The organism is Streptomyces sp. NPDC110618 (genome assembly GCF_055657065.1).
In genome coordinates this window covers 47159-65790 of record NZ_JBVKBN010000018.1, presented here as the reverse complement: position 1 = coordinate 65790, position 18632 = coordinate 47159, and the positions used below count along the sequence as shown (strand labels likewise).

Genomic DNA, 18632 nt, shown 5'->3' with positions numbered 1-18632 from the left:
GGTCATGGCCGCGAACAACCGCCGCATGTCCGGCAAGAAGGGCGCGCAGGTCGGCAGTGGCGGCCAGCGGCGCCGGGGCCTGGAGGGCAAGGGCCCGACCCCGCCCGCCGAGATGCGCAAGGGACACGCCAAGCAGCGCGCCGCGCAGGCCAAGGCGCGCCGCGCCCAGGGCCGTACACCGCAGCGGCGCGGCGGCGGGCGTTCGACGTCCGAGCTGGTCGTCGGCCGCAACCCGGTGGTGGAGGCGCTGCGCGAGGGCGTGCCCGCGTCCACGCTCTACGTCCAGCAGTTCATCGACAACGACGAGCGGGTCCGCGAGGCGCTCCAGCTCGCCGCGGACCGCGGTGGCATCAACCTCATGGAGGCGCCCCGCCCCGAGCTGGACCGGATGACCAACGGCCTGAACCACCAGGGCCTGGTGCTCCAGGTCCCGCCGTACGAGTACGCCCACCCCGAGGACCTGGCCGACGCCGCCGCCGACGCGGGCGAGGACCCGCTGATCGTGGCGCTCGACGGGGTCACCGACCCGCGCAACCTCGGCGCGGTCGTCCGCTCCGTCTCCGCCTTCGGCGGGCACGGCGTGGTCGTTCCCGAGCGGCGCGCGGCGGGCATGACCGCGGGCGCCTGGAAGACCTCCGCCGGTACGGCCGCCCGTACGCCGGTGGCCCGGGCCACCAATCTCACCCGGGCGCTGGAGCAGTACCAGAAGGCCGGGATCGTGGTCGTGGGTCTGGCCGCCGACGGCGAGGTCGAACTGGGCGAGCTGGAGGCCCTGGACGGTCCGGTCGTCGTGGTGGTCGGCAGCGAGGGCAAGGGCCTGTCCCGGCTGGTCGGCGAGACCTGTGACTTCCGGGTGCGGATCCCGATGCCGGGCGGCGCCGAGTCGCTCAACGCCGGTGTGGCGGCGGGCATCGTGCTGTACGAGGCGGCCCGCCGGCGCGCCTGAACGCGCGTGCGCACCGTCACCTGTACGGGGTAATCCGGTCGTCGAGGCCGAGCTTGACGCGGTCCGGACAGTTCCGGCACGTCAGAGCCAGTGTCCTAACGTCACGTCACTCGGTTAGATGAGTGTGGACACCAGAACACCCCGCACACCCACGGGGGACCGCTCGTCGGGATTCGACGACGCTCCCGCGCTGAGCATGGTGAAGGTGCCGAGCGATCCGGCGCAGATCATCGTCAATCACGCCAGCTTCCGCGTGCAGTTGGGCGCGTCGACGAGGCGCAGCCAATCGCCGCGGATCGCACGGCACTTGAGCGCCGCCCAGGACACCGGCCGCGTCCCCGTGGCCGGCGCGTCGGCCGGCCGCCGCAGGCCCGTCGTCTGGAGCGGCCGGTCCGCGCCGGACGACACCGGCGCGCACCGGCTGCTCCAGGCCGTGCGGGGCGCCGGGGTCGGCCATCCGGAGGAACCGGCGGCCGACGCGGGCGCCACCCAGGTCATCCCGCGCGTCGACGTGGGCGGCGGCTTCGGCGGGGACGGCTACGACGACCTCGCCCAGACCGTCGAGACGCCCGTCGTCGGCGCCCAGCGCACCGCGCCGGACGACACCGGCACCCGGCTGCTGCCCGACATGCGCCAGGTCGGCAGCGCCTACGACGAGGACCTCGGCTACGAGCAGTACGGCGAGGACCGGTACGCGGACCGCTACGGCGAGGACCGGTACGCAGAGCCGGAGGAGGAGCCGCGGAGCAGGCGGCACTCCGACGACCCGGCGCGGCACGCCTACTACCCCGGCCGCCGGATGAACCTCGGCGTCGTCCTGCTGCCGCTGCGCATCTTCCTCGGCTTCATCTCCATCTACGCCGGCATGGGCAAGCTGTGCGACCCCGTCTACTTCGACGGCGGCAAGCGCGGCTCGATGGTCAAGTGGCTCAACACCCTGCATCCGTGGGAAGTCGCCGAGCCGTTGCGCCAGTTCGCCCTGGCGCACCCGGTCGGCTCCGGCCTGGTGATCGCCTTCCTCCAGGTGCTGGTGGGCGTTCTGACGGTGCTGGGCTGCTGGCAGCGGGTCGCCGCCGTGTTCGGCGCGCTGCTCTCGGCGGCGCTGCTGGTCACCGTCAGCTGGAAGAGCGTCCCCGTCTACGACGCGCCCGACATCATCTACCTCGCCGCCTGGTCCCCGCTGATCATCGCGGGCGCCCCCGTCTACTCCGTCGACGGGCGGCTCGCGGGCAGCGCCTGGCGGCGCCTGGGACCGCGCGCCGACATCTGGGACCTGCGCCGCTACGTGCTGCGCCGCGGCGCGCTGATCACCGTGATCGTCACCGGCCTGACCCTGCTGATCGGCTCGCTCCTCGGCGGCGCCGTCCGCGACGCCGACCGGGTGGTCGTCCCCGGCCCCGGCGAGGCCCCGCGCAACCAGCTCCCCGGCTCCCCGCTTCCCTCGGAGCCCGGCAAGCGCGAGAAGCGCACCCCGTCGGCCTCCGGTTCGCCGACGCAGGGCGCCACCTCGGCATCCCCGACGCCCGGCGCGGCGGCGACGCCGGGCGCCACCCAGGGCACGACCACGGCGGGCACGCCCAGCCAGACCCAGGGCGCCACGGGCGGCGGCCAGGCCCCGCCGCAGCAGACGGCCCCGGCACAGCAGGCGCCCGCCACCAGCGCGGGCCCGACCTCGGGCGGCACCACCGGCGGCGACAGCACGCCGGGCGGCACGGGAGGCGGCGGAGGATCCACCTCCGGTGAGCCGGGCCTCGTGGGTGGCCTGTTGGGGTAGACGGGCCGGTGGGCGGGATCCTGGGTTAGCCCACCGGCGGAAGTTCTCGAACCCATGGAACCCCGCACCCCTCTCAGGGGCGCGGGGTTCTTCTTGCCCCATCGGTTCTTGTCGCCCTATCGCAGGGCGGACAGCTCCTTGGCCGCCTCGGTCAGGTCCTTGGCGGTGTCGATGGCACGCCAGTAGGCGCCCTGGGGGATCGGGAACCCGGCGAGCTTGAGCTCACGGGCGAGCCTCGGGAACGTGGTCCGCTCGTGGTCCCCGCGCTCCGGGAGCATGGCGGCGAACTCGGCGGAGAAGACGTAGACGCCCGCGTTGATCTCGTACGTCGTGGGCGGGGCCTCGATGAAGTCGGTGACGTGTCCGAAGCCGTCCGTCTGCACGGCGCCCCAGGGGATGCGGGGCCGGGCCAGCGCGAGGGTCGCCACGGCGTCCCGCTCGGTGTGGAAGTCGGCCATGTCGCGCAGCGAGAAGCGGGTCCAGATGTCGCCGTTGGTGGCGTACCAGGGGCGGTCGGGGTGCGGCAGGTGCGCGGCGGCGTACTTGAGGCCTCCGCCGCGGCCGAGGGGCTCGGTCTCCACGACGGTGGTGACCCGCAGGGGGAGGTCCGCCCGGTCCAGCCAGTCCTTCAGTACGTCGGCGAGGTGGCCGCAGCTGACGACGACATCGGTGACGCCCTCTTCCGCGAGCCAGGCGAGCTGGTGGCCGATGATCGGCGTGCCTGTGCCGGGGATCTCGACCATCGGCTTGGGACGGTCGTCGGTGTAGGGGCGCAGTCGTGAGCCTTGGCCGCCGGCCAGGATGACGGCTTGGGTGGGGCGGGTGGCGGCACGGGGATCGGTCATGTGCGGAACCCTATGCGCCGCGGGTTGCAGGGGGTGTCAGGGGGTGTCCGGGGTGCGTCGCGGGCTGCGGGACCGGTGGGGGCTGGTTGCGCCCGCGTGTGGGAGCCGCATGTCGGGCACGGCCTCGCGCCCGCGCTTGCGGGGTGCCTCCCCCAGAGGGGGGACCCCCAGCCCACCGGTGCCGCCCCAGCGGCACGGCTGCCCGCAGCTACGCCGGATGCGGGCCGGTGGGGGCTGGTCGCGCCCGCGCGGGGGAGCCGAGTGGCAACCGGGCAAGCCGGACCGCGCGGCGGGCTGGTCGCGCCCGCGCGGGGGAGCCGCATATCGGGCACAGCCCCGCGCCCCTGGGGGCATGCTGTGGCCGGCCCCTGTTGCGGCGTTGCACCCCGGCGCCCCGGTCCTGCCGGGCTGGGCAGGGGCCGGGGTCGGGGGCGCCGGATCAGGGTCAGTGGGCGGCGTTGGCGACTCCCGTGGCGAAGGCCGTGTCGCAGACCGGGCGGGCGTAGGACTGGGCGCGGGTCGGGCCGTAGACGCGGACCGCCGCACGGCCCAGGGCGCGGGCGATGGAGGCGCAGTGGCGGGCGAGCGACGGGCGCTCGTTGACGGCCTGCTGGAGGTGGGTGAGCGCGACGCCCGGGTTCTTCCGGGTCAGCTCGGCGATGAGCTGATCGCGCAGCACGTGCTGCGGGGCGCGGGAGACGGAGCCGGGCTTGGCGTCCGAGACCGACGCGTCCGATGCCGTGAGCACCGAGTCGGAGGTCCCCGACCAGTCGACCCGGGTGACCGCGAGGGTCCCGGAGAGCACCAGGACGACGGGCAGGACGAGGGCGAGTGAGCGGCCGATCCGGCGGGCGGGGCCCCGGCCGCGTCGCGTCTGTTGGTTAGTGGAGTGCTTCACGCGAGTGAGGGTAGCGCCCGGTAATGATTTGGCGACATTTAGTCACCGGTTCGGGGGATGAAGTGATGCCTCTTTTTGGGTAAGGGGTTGACGCGCACTGCTCGAAACGCCCGGATTGCCGGGGTATTTGTCGACAACGAGAAGGGCCCCGCAGCGGTCTGCGGGGCCCTTCTCGTCAACCTGGGTGATTCACCCGGTTCGTGACTCAGTCGGAGAGACGCTCACCCGTGGAGGTGGAGAACACGTGGGTCTCGCCCGGCCGCGGCACGACGTGCAGCTGGGCGCCCTTCTCCGGGACCTGGCGGCCGTTGACGCGGACGACGAGGTCCTTCTTCTCGCCGCTCACCTCGGCGGTGCCGTAGACGTAGCCGTCGGCGCCGAGCTCCTCGACGACGTTGACGGAGACGGCGAGACCGGCCGGGGCGTCGGCGGAGTCCTTGGACAGCGCGGAGGCGGCGCCGCCGTTCTGCTCGACGATGTCGAAGTGCTCGGGGCGGACACCGACGGTGACCGTGCGGTCGCCCTTGTCGGCGGCGGCCTTCAGGGCGTCACGGTTGACCGGGACGACGCTGTTGCCGAACTTCACACCGCCGTCGGTGATCGGCACCTCGACCAGGTTCATGGCGGGGGAGCCGATGAAGCCGGCGACGAAGAGGTTGGCCGGGCGGTCGTACATGTTGCGCGGCGAGTCGACCTGCTGGAGCAGACCGTCCTTGAGGACGGCCACGCGGTCGCCCATCGTCATGGCCTCGACCTGGTCGTGGGTGACGTAGACCGTGGTGATGCCGAGGCGGCGCTGCAGCGAGGCGATCTGCGTACGGGTGGAGACACGGAGCTTGGCGTCGAGGTTCGACAGCGGCTCGTCCATGAGGAAGACCTGCGGCTCACGCACGATGGCGCGGCCCATCGCGACACGCTGGCGCTGACCACCGGAGAGGGCCTTCGGCTTGCGGCCGAGGTACTCGGTGAGGTCGAGGATCTTCGCGGCGTCCTCGACCTTCTGGCGGATCTCGGCCTTCGGGACGCCGGCGATCTTGAGCGCGAAGCCCATGTTGTCGGCGACCGTCATGTGCGGGTAGAGCGCGTAGTTCTGGAACACCATGGCGATGTCCCGGTCCTTCGGCGGCAGGTGGGTCACGTCGCGGTCGCCGATGCGGATGGCGCCGGAGTTGACGTCCTCAAGCCCCGCCAGCATGCGGAGCGAGGTGGACTTGCCGCAGCCGGACGGGCCGACCAGGACGAGGAATTCCCCGTCCGCGATCTCGATGTCGAGCGCGTCTACGGCGGGCTTGTCGCCACCCGGGTAGATCCGGGTCGCCTTGTCGAACGAAACAGTGGCCATGGTGAATGGGCCCCCTTCTACCGGCAGGAACGTGCCGGACGATCCGTTGTAGGAAGGTGGTGGTGTAGTCCATGCGAGTGGACTGACCTCGGACGGTACCTGGCGTTCACCTGGTCTGTCAGCACCTGGACCCCTGTGAACTTCGCGGAAATTTTCGACAGGGGCACGCCGGGACGTGGGTACACTGCACGGGCACGCACGTGCGCGCCTCCTTAGCTCAGCTGGTCAGAGCGCCGCTCTTGTAAAGCGAAGGTCGTCGGTTCGAATCCGACAGGGGGCTCTTTGACTGCCTGCGCGAACGCCCCCGTGACGACCGTCACGGGGGCGTTCGACTGCATTCCGGCTGCATTGCCCGACGGCAACCCGACGGCGGCTCTCCGCCGCTTTCCCGAGGCCCCTGCCCCGACACCCCCCTGCGCCGTACCCTGGTCGGCACAACGGAACCGCGCCGGCTGGGGAGGTCACGGGGTGAGAGGGCGCAGTCCGGAACGGGTTCGCAATGAGCTGCGGGTGGCCATCGTGGACGCGCTTCAGGAGTCGGCGACGGTGAAGCAGGCCACCAGCCGGGAGTTATGGCGGGACATGCTCGCCGACGAGTTGCAGGCGCCGCTGGAGCCGTACGCCGGTGAGGGGGTGCGGCCCTGGCTGCTCAAGCTGGTCCGGACGTGCACGGACGTCGACTACGGCGCGGCCTGTCTGGCGCGGTCGCTGGAGTACGTGGAGCAGGAGTCGGCGAGCGTCGCCGCGTTATGGCCCCTGGTGGACGAGTGGGAGGCCATCGACTTCTTCGACAGCGCCGACCTCGGTCATCTGCGGCCCGTGCTGGAGTCCTTGCGCCCGGCCGAGCTGGCCTCGCTGGCGCGCCGGGCCAGCCGGTCCCGGGTGCAGGAGCTGCCCCGGTGGTGTCAGACCGGGTGGCAGGTCTTCCTGAGGCTGGCGGGGCAGAACACCCCGCCCGACGAACTGCCGCCCAGCATGGCCTTCGTCGCCCTGGCCGCCGACCGGCTGGTGGAGGAGGGGTTCGTCGACGCCGCCGCCGGGCTGCGCCGCTTCAACCGGAGCCAGGCCCAGCGGCTGGGGGTCGAGAACCTGCTCGCCGAGTGGCAGCACGCCGAACTGCCCCAGCCCGCGCCCTCGGTGGTGCCCGCCTATCTGATGATCCAGTTCGAGCCCGACCGCAATGAGGACGGCTGCTTCTACCTCACGCACTGGCGGCAGTCCGACTCCACCGGCTGGCACCCCGTACGGGGGGAGACCGTCCGGCTGTGCCGGGAGGAGCTGGAGGCCGCCGTGGAGCGGCTGATCGAGGAGTCCGAGGCACGCTGGGCCGAGCTGCGCGCGCCGGTCATCCTGGAGTTCATCCTGCCCTGGGAACTCCTCAACGAGCCGGTCGAGTGGTGGTCGAAGGAGTCCGGGCACCCGGATCCGACGCCCCTGGCGATGGACTACCCCGTGCTGATCCGCTCGCTGGAGCGGCTGCAGCGGGCCGCCTGGCACCGGCCCTGGCACGCCAAGTGGCGCCAGCTGAAGGACCGGCCGGGCGACAGCCACTCCCACTGGAGCCGGCCCGAGCCGGACAAGGCGTACTTCTTCCATCTGGAGCGGGAGCTGAAGGAGGACGCGCACGCCGTCTGCCTGGTGCTCAGCGAGCCGCCGGGCGACGACTCGGGCACCGGGCGCCGTGAGGTGCTGGCCGGGCTGCGGGCCGGGGTGCCCGCGATGATCTGGCACCGCTCGGACTGCTCCGACCCCGCCTTCCAGGACGCCATCAGCGAGATCCTCCAGGACCGCGGGCTCGGCTCGCTCACGGAGCGGGTCGGCAGATGGCGCAGTGACGCGCTCGCCCTCGGACCCGAGGAATGGGACGGCCACGTCGGGCGTCATCTGGCCATCCTTCTGGACGACCCGGAGCGCAAACCAGGCCCCACAGGACCGGTGTAGTGGCCATGACTTCGCAGAGCGCGGCGCTGCGCACGGCCGGGCGCCTGTTCCCGAACGGCGGCTTCTTGTCGATACGCGCAAGAGAGTGGCAGACGGCCTTGTGCCCGGCAGGGGGCGGTGCCACGCTGGACGCGAGAAGAGCCCGCGTGCCCGACACCGCAGGGGGCCGTGTTTTATCCGCTGTTCCTTCGACCCTCGATCGACTGTCCAGTTTGTCCTCTCACCCCCTGTGGCCTGCCGTCTTGCACCTTATGGAGACCACTGCCAGGCTTGGCACGTGGATGTCACGCATGCCCTTGCCGGACGCTCCGAGAGCGCTTCATATGCAGTGTGACGATGTCCCACGAACAGCGGCGGAAGCGGCGGCTGACGAAGCGTCACTGGACGCCGTACCGCACGCCCTGAGCGAACTGGCGCGCTCGTCCGCCGCGGACCCGCCGTCCGTACTGCTGGTGGTGGACGATCACGCGACGATGCGGGTGTGGCGGGAGACGGTCGAGAAGCTGACCGAGGATCTGTCCCGCGAGGAGCGCCTGGGCGAGGTCAGCACCGTACGCCTGCTCAGTTCCGACGACACCGAGCCGGCCCGGATCCGGCTGGAGCATCTGCCGCCCTCGGCCTCCGAGCGGCGGGTGGTGCTGGTGCTGACGGACGGTCTGGCCGCGGGCTGGCGCTCGGACGCGGTGCTGCCGCTGCTACGGGAACTGGGCCGGACCGAACCGCTCGCCGTGCTGCATCTGCTGCCGCAGCACCTGTGGTCCCGCGCCGGACTCGATGTGCACCGGATGCGGTTCAGCTGCGTACGTCCCTGGGCGCCCAACGACACCCTGCGCTGGGAGCTGCGTACCTCCCCGCTGGAGGTCGTCGACGACCCGGACGCCCGTACCGGCGTGGTCCCGGTCCCGGTCCTGGAACCCACCGGGCGCTCCCTGTCCGGCTGGGTCCAGCTGGTCACCGGAGGCACCGCCGGCTGGGTGGAGATGCCGGGGGTCCGGGCCCGGGACTGGAAGCGCCGGACGGACGCGGCGCGGGCGCTGCCCTGGGTCGAGGACGTGCCGGACCCCGCCAGTGGCGTACCGCCCTGGGAGCGGGTCTCGGACTTCCGGGCCGCCGCCTCGCCGACCGCGTTCGCCCTCGCCACCCGGCTGGCCGCGGCCCCGCTGACCCTGCCGGTGATGAACGCGGTGACCGCCTCCGTACCGGGGGCCGGGCCCGCCCATCTGGCGGAGCTGCTGATGAGCGGTCTGGTGCGGCCCGCCGGGGCGGAGGCCGAGCGCGTCGCCGATGTGGCGTTCGTCTTCGGGCCCAACATCCGCCAGGAGTTATTGGCACTGTCCCGGCGCCGCGACACCGCCCGGGTGCTGCACGACGTCCGCGGGCTGCTGGTCGCGGAGGAACAGCTGACCGGGCCCGCGACACCGGGCGCCGGGCCCGAGGCCCCCGCGACCGAGGAACCCGCCGAGGCCGACGACCTGCCCGCGGTGACCCGCGCCAACGTCGCCTTCCTGCGCGTCGAACTGGCCGCGCTGCGGGCGCTGTCCGGGAAGTTCCTCCCCAGAGCCGAGCGCCTGGCCCGTGCCCTGCGCGACTACGACCGGCTGAACTCCGTCAGCCTGCGCAAGGGCGGGGGCTCCCGCACGACTTCCCGCCCGAGTGACCGCCACGTCGACGAGCCTGCCCCGACGGGGGCCGGGACAACTTCAGAAGGAGCCACGGATATGACCGCCACACATACGCAGCCCGCGGTGGAAAGCGGGCGTTCGACGCCGCGTATCTGGGGCAACATTCCGCCGCGCAATCCCAACTTCACCGGGCGCGTGGACCTTCTCGAACGTTTGAGTGAGCGGCTGCGCGAGGGCACCACCACGGTGCTGCCCGAGGCGATTCACGGCATGGGCGGTGTGGGCAAGACCCAGCTGGCAATCGAATACGCGTACAGGCACCAGTCCGAGTACGACATCGTCTGGTGGATCCCCGCCGAGCGTCCCGGACAGATCGGCCAGGCCCTGGTGGAGCTGGCCCAGCGGCTCGGGCTGGTCACCAGTTCCGAGGCGAACATCGCCGGTCCCGCGGTGCGCGAGGCGCTGCGCGAGGGCCGCCCGTACGCCCGCTGGCTGCTGATCTTCGACAACGCGGACAATCCCGAGCGGGTGCGCGACTACTTCCCCACCGGGGGCAGCGGCACCATCCTCGTCACCTCCCGCAACCGGCGCTGGAGCGTGGTCGGACCCTCCCTCGAAGTCGATGTCTTCACCCGCGAGGAGAGCAAGGAGCTGCTGCGCCGCTCCGGGCCCGACGACCTCGACGACGCCGAGGCGGACCGGCTCGCCGAGGCCCTCGGCGACCTGCCGCTGGCCCTGGAGCAGGCGGCCGCCTGGCGGGCCGAGACGGGGATGCCGGTCTCGGAGTACCTGCGGCTGTTCGAGCACAAGCGGGCCGAGCTGCTGGACGTCTCGCCGCCGCCGGACTACCAGCTCCCCGTCGCCGCCGCGTGGAACGTCTCCCTCGACCACCTGGAGACCCGCAGCCTCACCGCGCTCAGGCTGCTCCAGCTGTGCTCCTACTTCGCGCCCGACCCGATCTCCCGCTCCATCTTCTCCGGCCTCGGCGGCTCCACCATCGACCCCGAGCTGGACCGGGCGCTGAACGACCCGATGCGGCTGGCCCGCGCCATCCGTGAGATCAACCGGTACTCCCTCGCCCGTATCGACCACCGCACCAACTCGATCGAAATGCATCGCCTCGTGCAGGCCGTGCTGATCCACCGCATGACCCCCGAGGAACAGAAACGCATGCGCAACGGGGCTCACACCCTCCTGGCCGCCGCCGACCCCAAGGGCCCCAACCAGGCGTCCAACTGGCCGCGCTACGCCGAGCTGTACGGCCATGTCATCGCCTCCAACGCGATCGAGTCCGACCAGCCGTGGGTGCGCGAACTGGTGATGAACGTCGCCAGGTACCTCTGGTACTGGGGCGACCACAAGGTGGCGCGGGAGTTCACCGAGCAGGCGTGGCAGACCTGGCAGGCGCTGTTCGGCGAGGAGGACCAGCAGACCCGGCTGATGGGCTGGTGGCTCGGCTTCCTGTACCTGAAGGTCGGCCGCTACGACGACGCCTCCCGCCTGGTCGCGCAGCTCAAGGAGATCTACGCCCGCACCGCGCCCGGCGACCGGGAGGACACCCGCGAGGACGCGCTGGAGGCGATGATGCTGGAGGCGGCCGTCCGCCGCGTCGAGGGCGACTTCGCGGCCGGTGCCGACCTCGACCGGATGGCCTACGACCGGGCCCGCCGCGCCTTCGGCGAGGACGACCCGACGACCCTGGGCACCGCCCACAACCTGGGCGTGAGCCTGCGCCTGGTGGGTGACTTCCAGCGGGCGCTGGAACTGGACCAGCACACGCACGCGTTGAAGACCCGGCTCTACGGCATCGACCACCACCAGTCGCTGATCACCCAGGGCTCCATCGCCATCGACGTCCGTGAGACCGGCGACTACGTCGGCGCGCGCGCCCTCCAGGAGGCGGTCGTCGACGGCTTCCGGCCCGTCTTCGGCGCCGGCAACCCCTCCACCCTCCAGACGCTCCGGCAGCTCGGTGAGGCCTGCCGGAAGGAGGGCGACCACGCGACGGCGCTGGAACTGGCCCGCGAGGCGTTCAACCAGTTCACCCGCCGCTACGGCGACACCCACCCCGAGTCCCTCACGGCGGCACTGGCGCTGTCGGTGGCGCTGCGGCACAACGGCGAACTGGAGGCGGCCCGGGACCGGGGCGCCAAGACCAGTGAGCGGTTCCGCCGGGTCTTCCGGGCCGACCACCCGCACGTCCTTGCCGCGGACGTCGACCTCGCGGTGACGCTCCGGCTGCTGGGGCAGGTCGAGGAGGCGCGGGCGCTGGACGAGGAGGCGCTGGCGTCGCTGACCGAGCGGCTGGGGGAGAACCATCCGATCGCCCTGGCCTGCGCCATCAATCTCGCGAGCGATCTGAGTGCGCTGGGGCAGGTGAGCGAGGCGCGTGAACTCGGGCAGCGGTCGCTGGAGTTGAGCCGGGAGCGGTTGGGGGAGAACCACCCGACCACGCTCGTGTGCGCGGTGAATCTCTCGCTGGACATGGCCGCGCTGGGGGCGGAGGAGGAGTCGGAGGCGCTGCGGGAGGACGCGCTGGCTCGGATGGAGCAGGTGCTGGACGCGCCTCGGCTGCGGGCGGCGGAGGCTGCGCCGCACCCGGCGACGGTGCAGGCGCGGGCCCGGGAGCGGGCGAACTGTGACATCGACCCGATGCCGTTGTGAGGTGACGGGCGGGTCCTTGGGCGCGGGTCCGCTGGGGTGCGGGTGGGCGGGGTTTTCGCTCGCCCGCGCTTGCGGGGTGCCTCCCCCCAGAGGGGGGACCCCCAGCCCACCCGTGCCGCCCTGCGGCACGACTGCCCGCAGCTACGCAGTCACTTCAGTTCGCCAGCCACGTTGCCAGGGCTATGGGGTCCGGTGGGGTTCCCGTTGCCTCGGCTATCGCGCTGTGGACCGCTCGGGCCTGTTCCGGGTGGTGGCGTAGGAAGTGGGCTGCCGCGGGGGCCGTTTGGGTTTGGGTGAGGGCGTGGGAGAGGCCCGACCAGGCCGTGGGGTGGTCCGGTGTGGTCGACAGGTGGGTGAGGTAGGCCGCCCGCGCCGCCTCCGCCTCGCCGGACGCCAGGAGGACGTCCGCCGGTGTCGCCCCGGTCACCGCCGCCTTCTCCGGGTCCTCGCCCGAGAGACGGTGGCGGGTCAGGACCGCCAGGGTGTCCAGCCAGCGGGCGGAGTCGTCGGTGACCACGTCGGGCGGTGCCGCGAGGGAGCGGGGCGGGGCCGGCGTGTTCGCCAGCCAGGCCGCGGCCGCCTCCTCGACGGCCGCGCGCGGCGGGCGCAGATGGTGGGCGCGCCAGCGGGTGGTGTGGTCCGCGGCGCAGATACGGGCCAGGGCCAGCGGGGTCTCGGGCACCGGTTCGTCCAGCCAGCGGGTGCACAGGGCGTACAGGCGGTCCAGGAGCTGTGCGCCGACGGGGGTGAGGCGTTCGTGGCGGTGCACCTGGCGCAGGGCCGTGGCCACATGGGCCCGCCACAGGGCGAACTCGAAGTGCGCCGTGGGCGTCGCGGCACCGGATGCCAGGCGGTGGGTGCGCCAGAAGCGGGCGATGCCGATGAAGGCGTAGATGCCCTGGAGGAGTCCGTCGAGTGGGCGGGGGTCGTCCCGCCAGGGGGCGTACCAGAGTTCGGGTGTCTCGGAGGTTTCCTCGGTCAGCAGCGGCGTCAGGTGCAGCAGGCCGCCCAGTTTGGTGTGCTGGAACTCGTGCACCAGGGTCACCGCCAGTTGCACCGCGTCGTCCGGCTCCGAGGACTCGATGCCGCCGAAAGCGTCCCCGGCGGTCACACTGCGTGGCCGAAACCTTTCCCTCGGCGGGCCCGGGGTCAGTGACAACAGCCCCCGGCGCATCGCCTCCGCCGCGCGCGGCTGTTCGTCCAGCAGGACCGTCCAGGCCCGCTCCAGCACCCGCCGCCACTGCTCGGCCGCCTCCTCGGAGAGCGGGTCCGGCTCGGTGGGCGTGGGGTAGGTCCGGTACGGGTCGATGTCGTCCAGGGCCAGGGTGAGACGGTGGGTCGCGGGGCCCAGCGACAGTCGGCGCAGGGGGCGCCAGCCCGGTGCCGGGGTGTCCGGTGGGCTCGGCACGGTGACCGTGGCACCCGGTGCCGTGACGACCGTGCGGCCCGCCTTCGCGCGTAGCGTCGCCGTGGACCACCGTTCGGTCGTGGGGAGTTCGGCGCAGCCCAGGGTCGGCAGGGTCACCCGGCCGTGCCGTACCGGGACCTCGATGGCGAAGTCCAGGCCGGCGTGCAGCGCGGCGACGGCGGCCAGACAGGAGATGTGGCCCAGGACCACTGACAGGGGCGGCTCGTCCTGCGGGAGGCTGCCGCGCAGTCGGCGCAGCGCCGTGGCCAGCCACATCCCGGCCTGCGGATACATCAGCAGTTCGTCGACGACGTCCGGCGCCCGGCGCTGTGCCGCGCTCAGCAGGTCCCAGGCGGGCCCGAGATCGGTGGCGTCGTCGAGCATCCGTAACAGCAGCAGGCGTCTGCTGCGTTCGGCCGCGAGCAGCAGGTCGATGGTTGCCGGACTGCCCTCGCCGCAGCTCAGTTCCTCCAGGCCGGAGGAGGGCAGACGGTGATGGGGGAGCGTGTGCTCAGCACGCATCGGCGGCCCCGGCCCCCTCAGTCGAACCGCTCCGCGCTGGGGTTGAAGTCGCTGACGCTCGCCTGCGCCAGATCGATGCGCTGGCGCAGCTCTTCCAGGGAACCGGCGAGAATCCGACTGTCCATGGAGCGCAGCGTTTCAAGAGACACCCCCGCGAGATCGACTAGGTTGGACTCGACGGCGGCCACAGACGGCTCCATGACGCCCAAACCCCTTCCCCCCGGCTGTCGTTGCAAGGCGGGTTGCTCACATCCCCCTGATAGATGGCCCGCCCTTCGGGGGATGAAACACCGCAGCCGTGCCGCGCCGCGATATCAGGTCAGCAATGGCGCCGGGACAACTCCACCGCCTCCTGGTCCATTCGGGCGACCCCGACGGATTCGCCCTCCACCAACCGTATCGCGTCCAGGAGTTGGTCCAAGGTCCCCGGATATCGCAGGCAGGTGCGCACGATTCCGAAGATGTCCGGGCGCAGCGCGGGGGAGCGTGGGCTCATGGCCGCGATCACCGGGTCGACGCCGTCGAGGATCAGGGTCAGGCCGTTGCGGTCGCTGACGGAGGGGATGGCGGTCAGGGCGGTGACCAGGCCGTCGAGTTCGCGGGGCGGGAGGTTGGCGGGGAGGTGGGCCAGGACGGCCGGGCCTGAGGCCGTCGGTGGGGTCGGGGCCGGGCGGGTCAGGCCGGCGGGGGTGGCCGGGAATCCGGCGTGCTCGTGCAGCAGGGCCAGTTCGGGTCCGGTCAGCAGGTCGTGCCAGCGGTCGGTGCGGGTCGCGGTCAGGCGGGACGGGTCCGAGGCGCGCTCCTGGCCGCCGACCAGGCCGACCAGCGCGCCCTCGCACCACACCGGCGCGCCGGACATGCCCTCCCAGGGGGAGCGGGCCGCAGGGGGTGGGGGGACGATGAGTTCGAGGGCGGTGCGGCGCGGGCGGAGCCGTCCCGATGTGCGGAAGACCGTGCCGGGGGCGGCCAGGGGGAACCCCGCCGTCGTGAACGGCACACCGGCGTCCGTCTCCGGGACGGTCCCGTAGAGCGGCGGCGGCGCGTCCACGGACGGCTCCAGCAGCTCCAGCAGGGCGGCACCGGCGGCCTCGGAGCAGAACAGGACCCGTGCCGTCCGGCGCGTACCGCCGTCCCGTACGCCCGCGTGGAGAACACCGCGCACCGGATGCGCGGCCGTGAGGACGTACCGCTCGCCCACCCGGTACCCCGAGCCCCGGCGCTCGCCGGAGTCCGACGGTGCCCACACCTCCGTCACCCGGGCGGGGTCCGGTCCGCCGTGCAACTCCTCGACCGATTCCCCGAGTTCTCTCACGCCCGGTCTCTACCCGTACGCCCACTTTTCACTCGACCGGGCTCAATTCCGAGCATGAATCTGTGAGCTGCCTGTAAGAGGTGCGGCGATGCACTAGGGTCGCCGCTGGAAAACCCGTAAAACACCTCAAATAGCAGAAATGGACGGGGTCATGGACAAGTCCGGAGTCGAGTCCGAGCTGATTGACCTCAGCGGTGTTCCGCTGGACGCCTGGCCCTCCCATCCGCTTCCTCCCGGGGACGGCTCCATGCGGCGGCTGCTCAGCCGTATCGACGACCCGGCCGGCAGCCTCGGCGGCTACAACCCCCAGCGCGACGAAGCGTGAGCGGGGCACACGTACTTCCGGCCGAGGCCTTCGACCAACTGCTCGGCGGCGGGGGCGATCCCGCCGCCGTCGCCGGACTCCGGGCCAGCGAACGCAGCTGGCGGCTGCTGGTCGTACGGGCCCTGCTGGACGCCTCCGACGAGGTCCCCGAGGAAGCCTGGCGGCTGCTGATGCGGGCCCGTGCCGCGGACGGGGCCGCCTTCGAGGAACTGCTCGCCTACCCGTCCGTCGGTGTGTGGGCGGCGCACACCCTGCGGCGGCTGCGCGGTTCGGCCGCCGGGGACACCCCTCCCGACACCGGCTATCTGCACGCCGTCGCGGCGAGCGCGGCGATCCGCGCCGGGCTGGACTTCCGGATCGGCGTCCCCGTGCACGAGGGGTGGGCGGTGCTGCCCGCGCTCGGGGCCATGCGGGTCGACGCCGGGCAGGACGCCGTGGAGGTGTCCGCCTCCGGTGGCCGGGCCGAGGTCGGCGGGCGGGCGCTCGACGGGCCCGACTGGCATCCGCTGACCCGGCTGCGCGCCGACGGCTGCGGGCTGGTCCTGGACGACGCCGACCCCTACCGCACGCTGCGCACCCCCACCCGCACCGAGCCCGTGCCCGCGGCTGCCTGGCAGGAACTGTTCACCGAGGCCTGGGACATCCTGCGCGGCCTCGACGAGGAGGCGGCCCGCGCACTCGCCGGCGGCCTGGTCACCCTCGTACCCCGGCCGCGCGCCGAGCGGTTCCGGCCGCACAGCGCCTCCTCCGGGGACGCCTTCGGCGCCGCCCTCGCCTCCCTCCCCGACGACGGCGAACAGCTCGCGTCCACGCTGGTGCACGAGTTCCAGCACAACAAACTCAGCGCCTTCATGCACCTGTTCACGCTCTACGACGACCAGGGCGGCGGGCGTCTCCACTACGCGCCCTGGCGCGACGACCCCCGGCCGCTCGGCGGGCTGTTGCAGGGCGTGTACGCCTTCCTCGGCGTCACCGGGTTCTGGCGGCGGCGCCAACACCCGCTCGGGCGCTTCGAGTTCGCGCTGTGGCGGGAGCAGACGGCGTACGCCCTGCGCGGGATCGGTGACGCCGAGGGGCTGACGGATCTGGGGCGGCGACTCGTGGCCGAACTCCAGGGGCGGCTCGCGCCGTGGCTGGCGGAACCGGTGGAGGGACCCGCCCGGACCGCCGCGGAGCTGGCGGTGGCGGATCACCGGGCGACCTGGCGCGCGTATCACCTGCGCCCCGACCCACGGGTGGTACGCGCACACGCGGAGGGGCGGCCGGGGGACGCCGGCGAACCGGAACTCGTCCCCGGCGCCCCGGCGCGCGGCTTCGACACCCGCGCGGTCCTGCTGCGCTGGCTGCTCGCCGACCCCGCCGGTTTCGACGCCCTGCGCGCGGACCCCGGCGCCACCGTGGAGGGGGCCCGGCCCGAGGACGTCGCCCTGGTGACCGGGGACGCGGAGACCGCGCTGCGGCTGTGCCGGGAGCGGATCGTGCGCGGGGACGGCGACCCGGAGAGCTGGGTCGGGCTCGGGCTCGCCGCGCGTGCGGCCGGGGACCCGGCGGGCGGGGCGCTGCTGGCCCGGCCCGAGCTGGCCATGGCCGTACACACCGAACTCGGCGGCGCCGCGGACCCGTTGGACCTGACCCGGACCCTGCTCAGCTGCCGAGCGTGACCAGCGCCTCGTCGGTGAGCCGGTACACCGTCCACTCGTCCTGCGGGCGGGCGCCCAGCGACTCGTAGAACGCGATGGACGGGGTGTTCCAGTTCAGGACGGACCACTCCAGGCGCTGGTAGCCGCGCTCCACACAGATCCGGGCCAGCTCGGCGAGCAGCGCCTTGCCGTGGCCGGCACCGCGGGCTGTGGGGCGGACGTACAGGTCCTCCAGGTAGATGCCGTGGACGCCGCGCCAGGTGGAGAAGTTCAGGAACCACAGGGCGAAGCCGACCGGTTCGCCGGTGGTGTCGTCGACGGCGAGATGGGCGTAGGCGGCGGGACGCTCACCGAAGAGCGCCTCAAGCAACTGCTCCTCGGTGGCCTTCACCTCGTCCAGGGCCTTCTCGTATTCGGCCAGTTCACGGACGAGGGCGTGGATGACGGGGATGTCGGCGGGGGTCGCGGTGCGGATCATGTGCGGAGGCTAACCGGTGCGGGCGAGCAGCCGCGCCGCGATTTCCAGGTGCTCCGGCAGGGGCGGGTCGCCGTCCTCGATCCGCCACTGCGAGTTCTGCAGGACCCGGGCCAGGGTCCAGGCGCGGGCCCGGTCCCGGTCGAGGCCCATCACTTCCGTCATCGCGTCGAAGCGCCACAGGATCTCGTCGGCGTCGAAACGGTTCCACAGGGCGGGGAACAGCTCGAACCCGGGGTCGCCCGCCAGGGGTTTGGGGTCGATGGCCAGCCAGGGGGCGCGGTCGGCGGCCAGGACGTTCTCGAAGTGCAGGTCCCAGTGGAGGAGGCGGTCGCCGGGGTCGTCCGCGACCTCACGGACGGCCGCGGCGCAGTCCTTCAGGAGGGTGGGGTCGTCGAGCCGGGGAAGGACGGTCGCGGCCTGGTCGAGGAGGCGGCGGGCGAGGTCGGCCAGGCGGCGCAAGGCCGGTGGGGCGGGGGTGGCGGTGAGGCGGGCCAGCAGGCCGGCCACGACGAGGGTGGCCTCCCGGGTGTCGGGGAGGTGGTGCGGGGTGCGGGTGGCGTCGAGGCGTTCGAGGAGGAGGGTGCCGTCCTCGGCCTCGGCCAGGAGGCGTACGGCGCCGTCGCCGTTCCAGGTGCGCAGGGCGAGCGGCTCGCCGACCGTTTCGTCGTCGACGTCCTGGACCTTGAGGGCGGCGGGGGTGTTGTCGGTGCGGCGGACGGGGAGGACGAGTGCGCATCGGCCGCGCATGGGGGGTCCTTCTTGGCGCAGGTCCCACTTTTGGAGGAAGTGCGCGGCGCGTTCGGGCAGCCTGTCCGGGAGGTCGGTCACCGGGCGACCGTAGCCGGGCTGGCGGGGCTCCCACCACGCGATATCGACGGAATCCGAAGGAGACAGCGGTCGGCGGGACGGGTTAAC

At 72.7% G+C, this 18632-nt stretch carries 13 protein-coding genes and 1 tRNA gene; 7 read left to right on the top strand and 7 right to left on the bottom strand.

What is annotated here, in order from left to right; all coding sequences use genetic code 11:
* The first annotated feature begins 4 nt into the window (after positions 1-4).
* Together rlmB and ACZ7L7_RS27345 are read left to right on the top strand one after the other, a co-directional pair.
* Positions 5-946 (top strand): 23S rRNA (guanosine(2251)-2'-O)-methyltransferase RlmB, encoded by a 942-nt coding sequence (rlmB, locus tag ACZ7L7_RS27350; protein WP_093723854.1) that lies wholly within the window; start codon positions 5-7, stop codon positions 944-946.
* Between the two features lie 118 nt (positions 947-1064).
* Complete coding sequence (locus ACZ7L7_RS27345) at positions 1065-2720, top strand: DoxX family protein (RefSeq protein WP_285514852.1); 1656 nt, start codon at positions 1065-1067, stop codon at positions 2718-2720.
* A 116-nt stretch (positions 2721-2836) separates the two neighbouring features.
* On the opposite strand, the gene ACZ7L7_RS27340 is transcribed toward ACZ7L7_RS27345, so the two are convergent.
* The 3 genes from ACZ7L7_RS27340 to ACZ7L7_RS27330 all read right to left on the bottom strand — a co-directional run bounded on the left by ACZ7L7_RS27340 (position 2837) and on the right by ACZ7L7_RS27330 (position 5805).
* Positions 2837-3565, bottom strand: a complete 729-nt coding sequence (locus ACZ7L7_RS27340; RefSeq protein ID WP_285514851.1) for a nucleotidyltransferase family protein — start codon at positions 3563-3565, stop codon at positions 2837-2839.
* 445 nt (positions 3566-4010) lie between these two features.
* Positions 4011-4463, bottom strand: coding sequence for a hypothetical protein (locus ACZ7L7_RS27335; protein WP_285514850.1), 453 nt, complete (start codon positions 4461-4463; stop codon positions 4011-4013).
* A 205-nt stretch (positions 4464-4668) separates the two neighbouring features.
* Entirely contained in the window at positions 4669-5805 is a 1137-nt protein-coding gene (locus ACZ7L7_RS27330; protein ID WP_285514849.1) for an ABC transporter ATP-binding protein, read from the bottom strand.
* A gap of 206 nt (positions 5806-6011) precedes the next feature.
* Here ACZ7L7_RS27330 and ACZ7L7_RS27325 point away from each other — a divergent pair.
* The 3 genes from ACZ7L7_RS27325 (at position 6012) to fxsT (ending at position 12032) form a co-directional block, all read left to right on the top strand.
* Positions 6012-6085 (top strand) — tRNA-Thr (locus ACZ7L7_RS27325).
* Between the two features lie 230 nt (positions 6086-6315).
* Positions 6316-7746 (top strand): VMAP-C domain-containing protein, encoded by a 1431-nt coding sequence (locus tag ACZ7L7_RS27320; protein WP_472077556.1) that lies wholly within the window; start codon positions 6316-6318, stop codon positions 7744-7746.
* A 323-nt stretch (positions 7747-8069) separates the two neighbouring features.
* Entirely contained in the window at positions 8070-12032 is a 3963-nt protein-coding gene (gene fxsT / locus ACZ7L7_RS27315) for an FxSxx-COOH system tetratricopeptide repeat protein (protein WP_472077555.1), read from the top strand.
* A 154-nt stretch (positions 12033-12186) separates the two neighbouring features.
* On the opposite strand, the gene ACZ7L7_RS27310 is transcribed toward fxsT, so the two are convergent.
* Both ACZ7L7_RS27310 and ACZ7L7_RS27305 read right to left on the bottom strand, forming a co-directional pair.
* Positions 12187-13962, bottom strand: a complete 1776-nt coding sequence (locus tag ACZ7L7_RS27310) for an HEXXH motif domain-containing protein (protein ID WP_285514846.1) — start codon at positions 13960-13962, stop codon at positions 12187-12189.
* 319 nt (positions 13963-14281) lie between these two features.
* Positions 14282-15274: an effector-associated domain 2-containing protein gene (locus ACZ7L7_RS27305; protein WP_472077554.1), complete on the bottom strand. Its 993-nt coding sequence runs from the start codon at positions 15272-15274 to the stop codon at positions 14282-14284.
* A gap of 151 nt (positions 15275-15425) precedes the next feature.
* Here ACZ7L7_RS27305 and ACZ7L7_RS27300 point away from each other — a divergent pair, with 151 nt between their 5' ends.
* Together ACZ7L7_RS27300 and ACZ7L7_RS27295 are read left to right on the top strand one after the other, a co-directional pair.
* On the top strand, positions 15426-15599 hold the full coding sequence (locus ACZ7L7_RS27300; protein ID WP_285514844.1) for a hypothetical protein: 174 nt from the start codon (positions 15426-15428) through the stop codon (positions 15597-15599).
* On the top strand, positions 15596-17260 hold the full coding sequence (locus ACZ7L7_RS27295; RefSeq protein ID WP_471431536.1) for an HEXXH motif domain-containing protein: 1665 nt from the start codon (positions 15596-15598) through the stop codon (positions 17258-17260). The genes ACZ7L7_RS27300 and ACZ7L7_RS27295 overlap by 4 nt, the downstream gene beginning before the upstream one ends.
* Here ACZ7L7_RS27295 and ACZ7L7_RS27290 read toward each other — a convergent pair.
* Complete coding sequence (locus ACZ7L7_RS27290) at positions 17244-17717, bottom strand: GNAT family N-acetyltransferase (RefSeq protein ID WP_285514842.1); 474 nt, start codon at positions 17715-17717, stop codon at positions 17244-17246. The genes ACZ7L7_RS27295 and ACZ7L7_RS27290 overlap by 17 nt on opposite strands.
* Positions 17718-17726: 9 nt before the next feature.
* Positions 17727-18545, bottom strand: coding sequence for an aminoglycoside phosphotransferase family protein (locus ACZ7L7_RS27285; protein ID WP_471431538.1), 819 nt, complete (start codon positions 18543-18545; stop codon positions 17727-17729).
* Positions 18546-18632 lie beyond the last annotated feature (87 nt).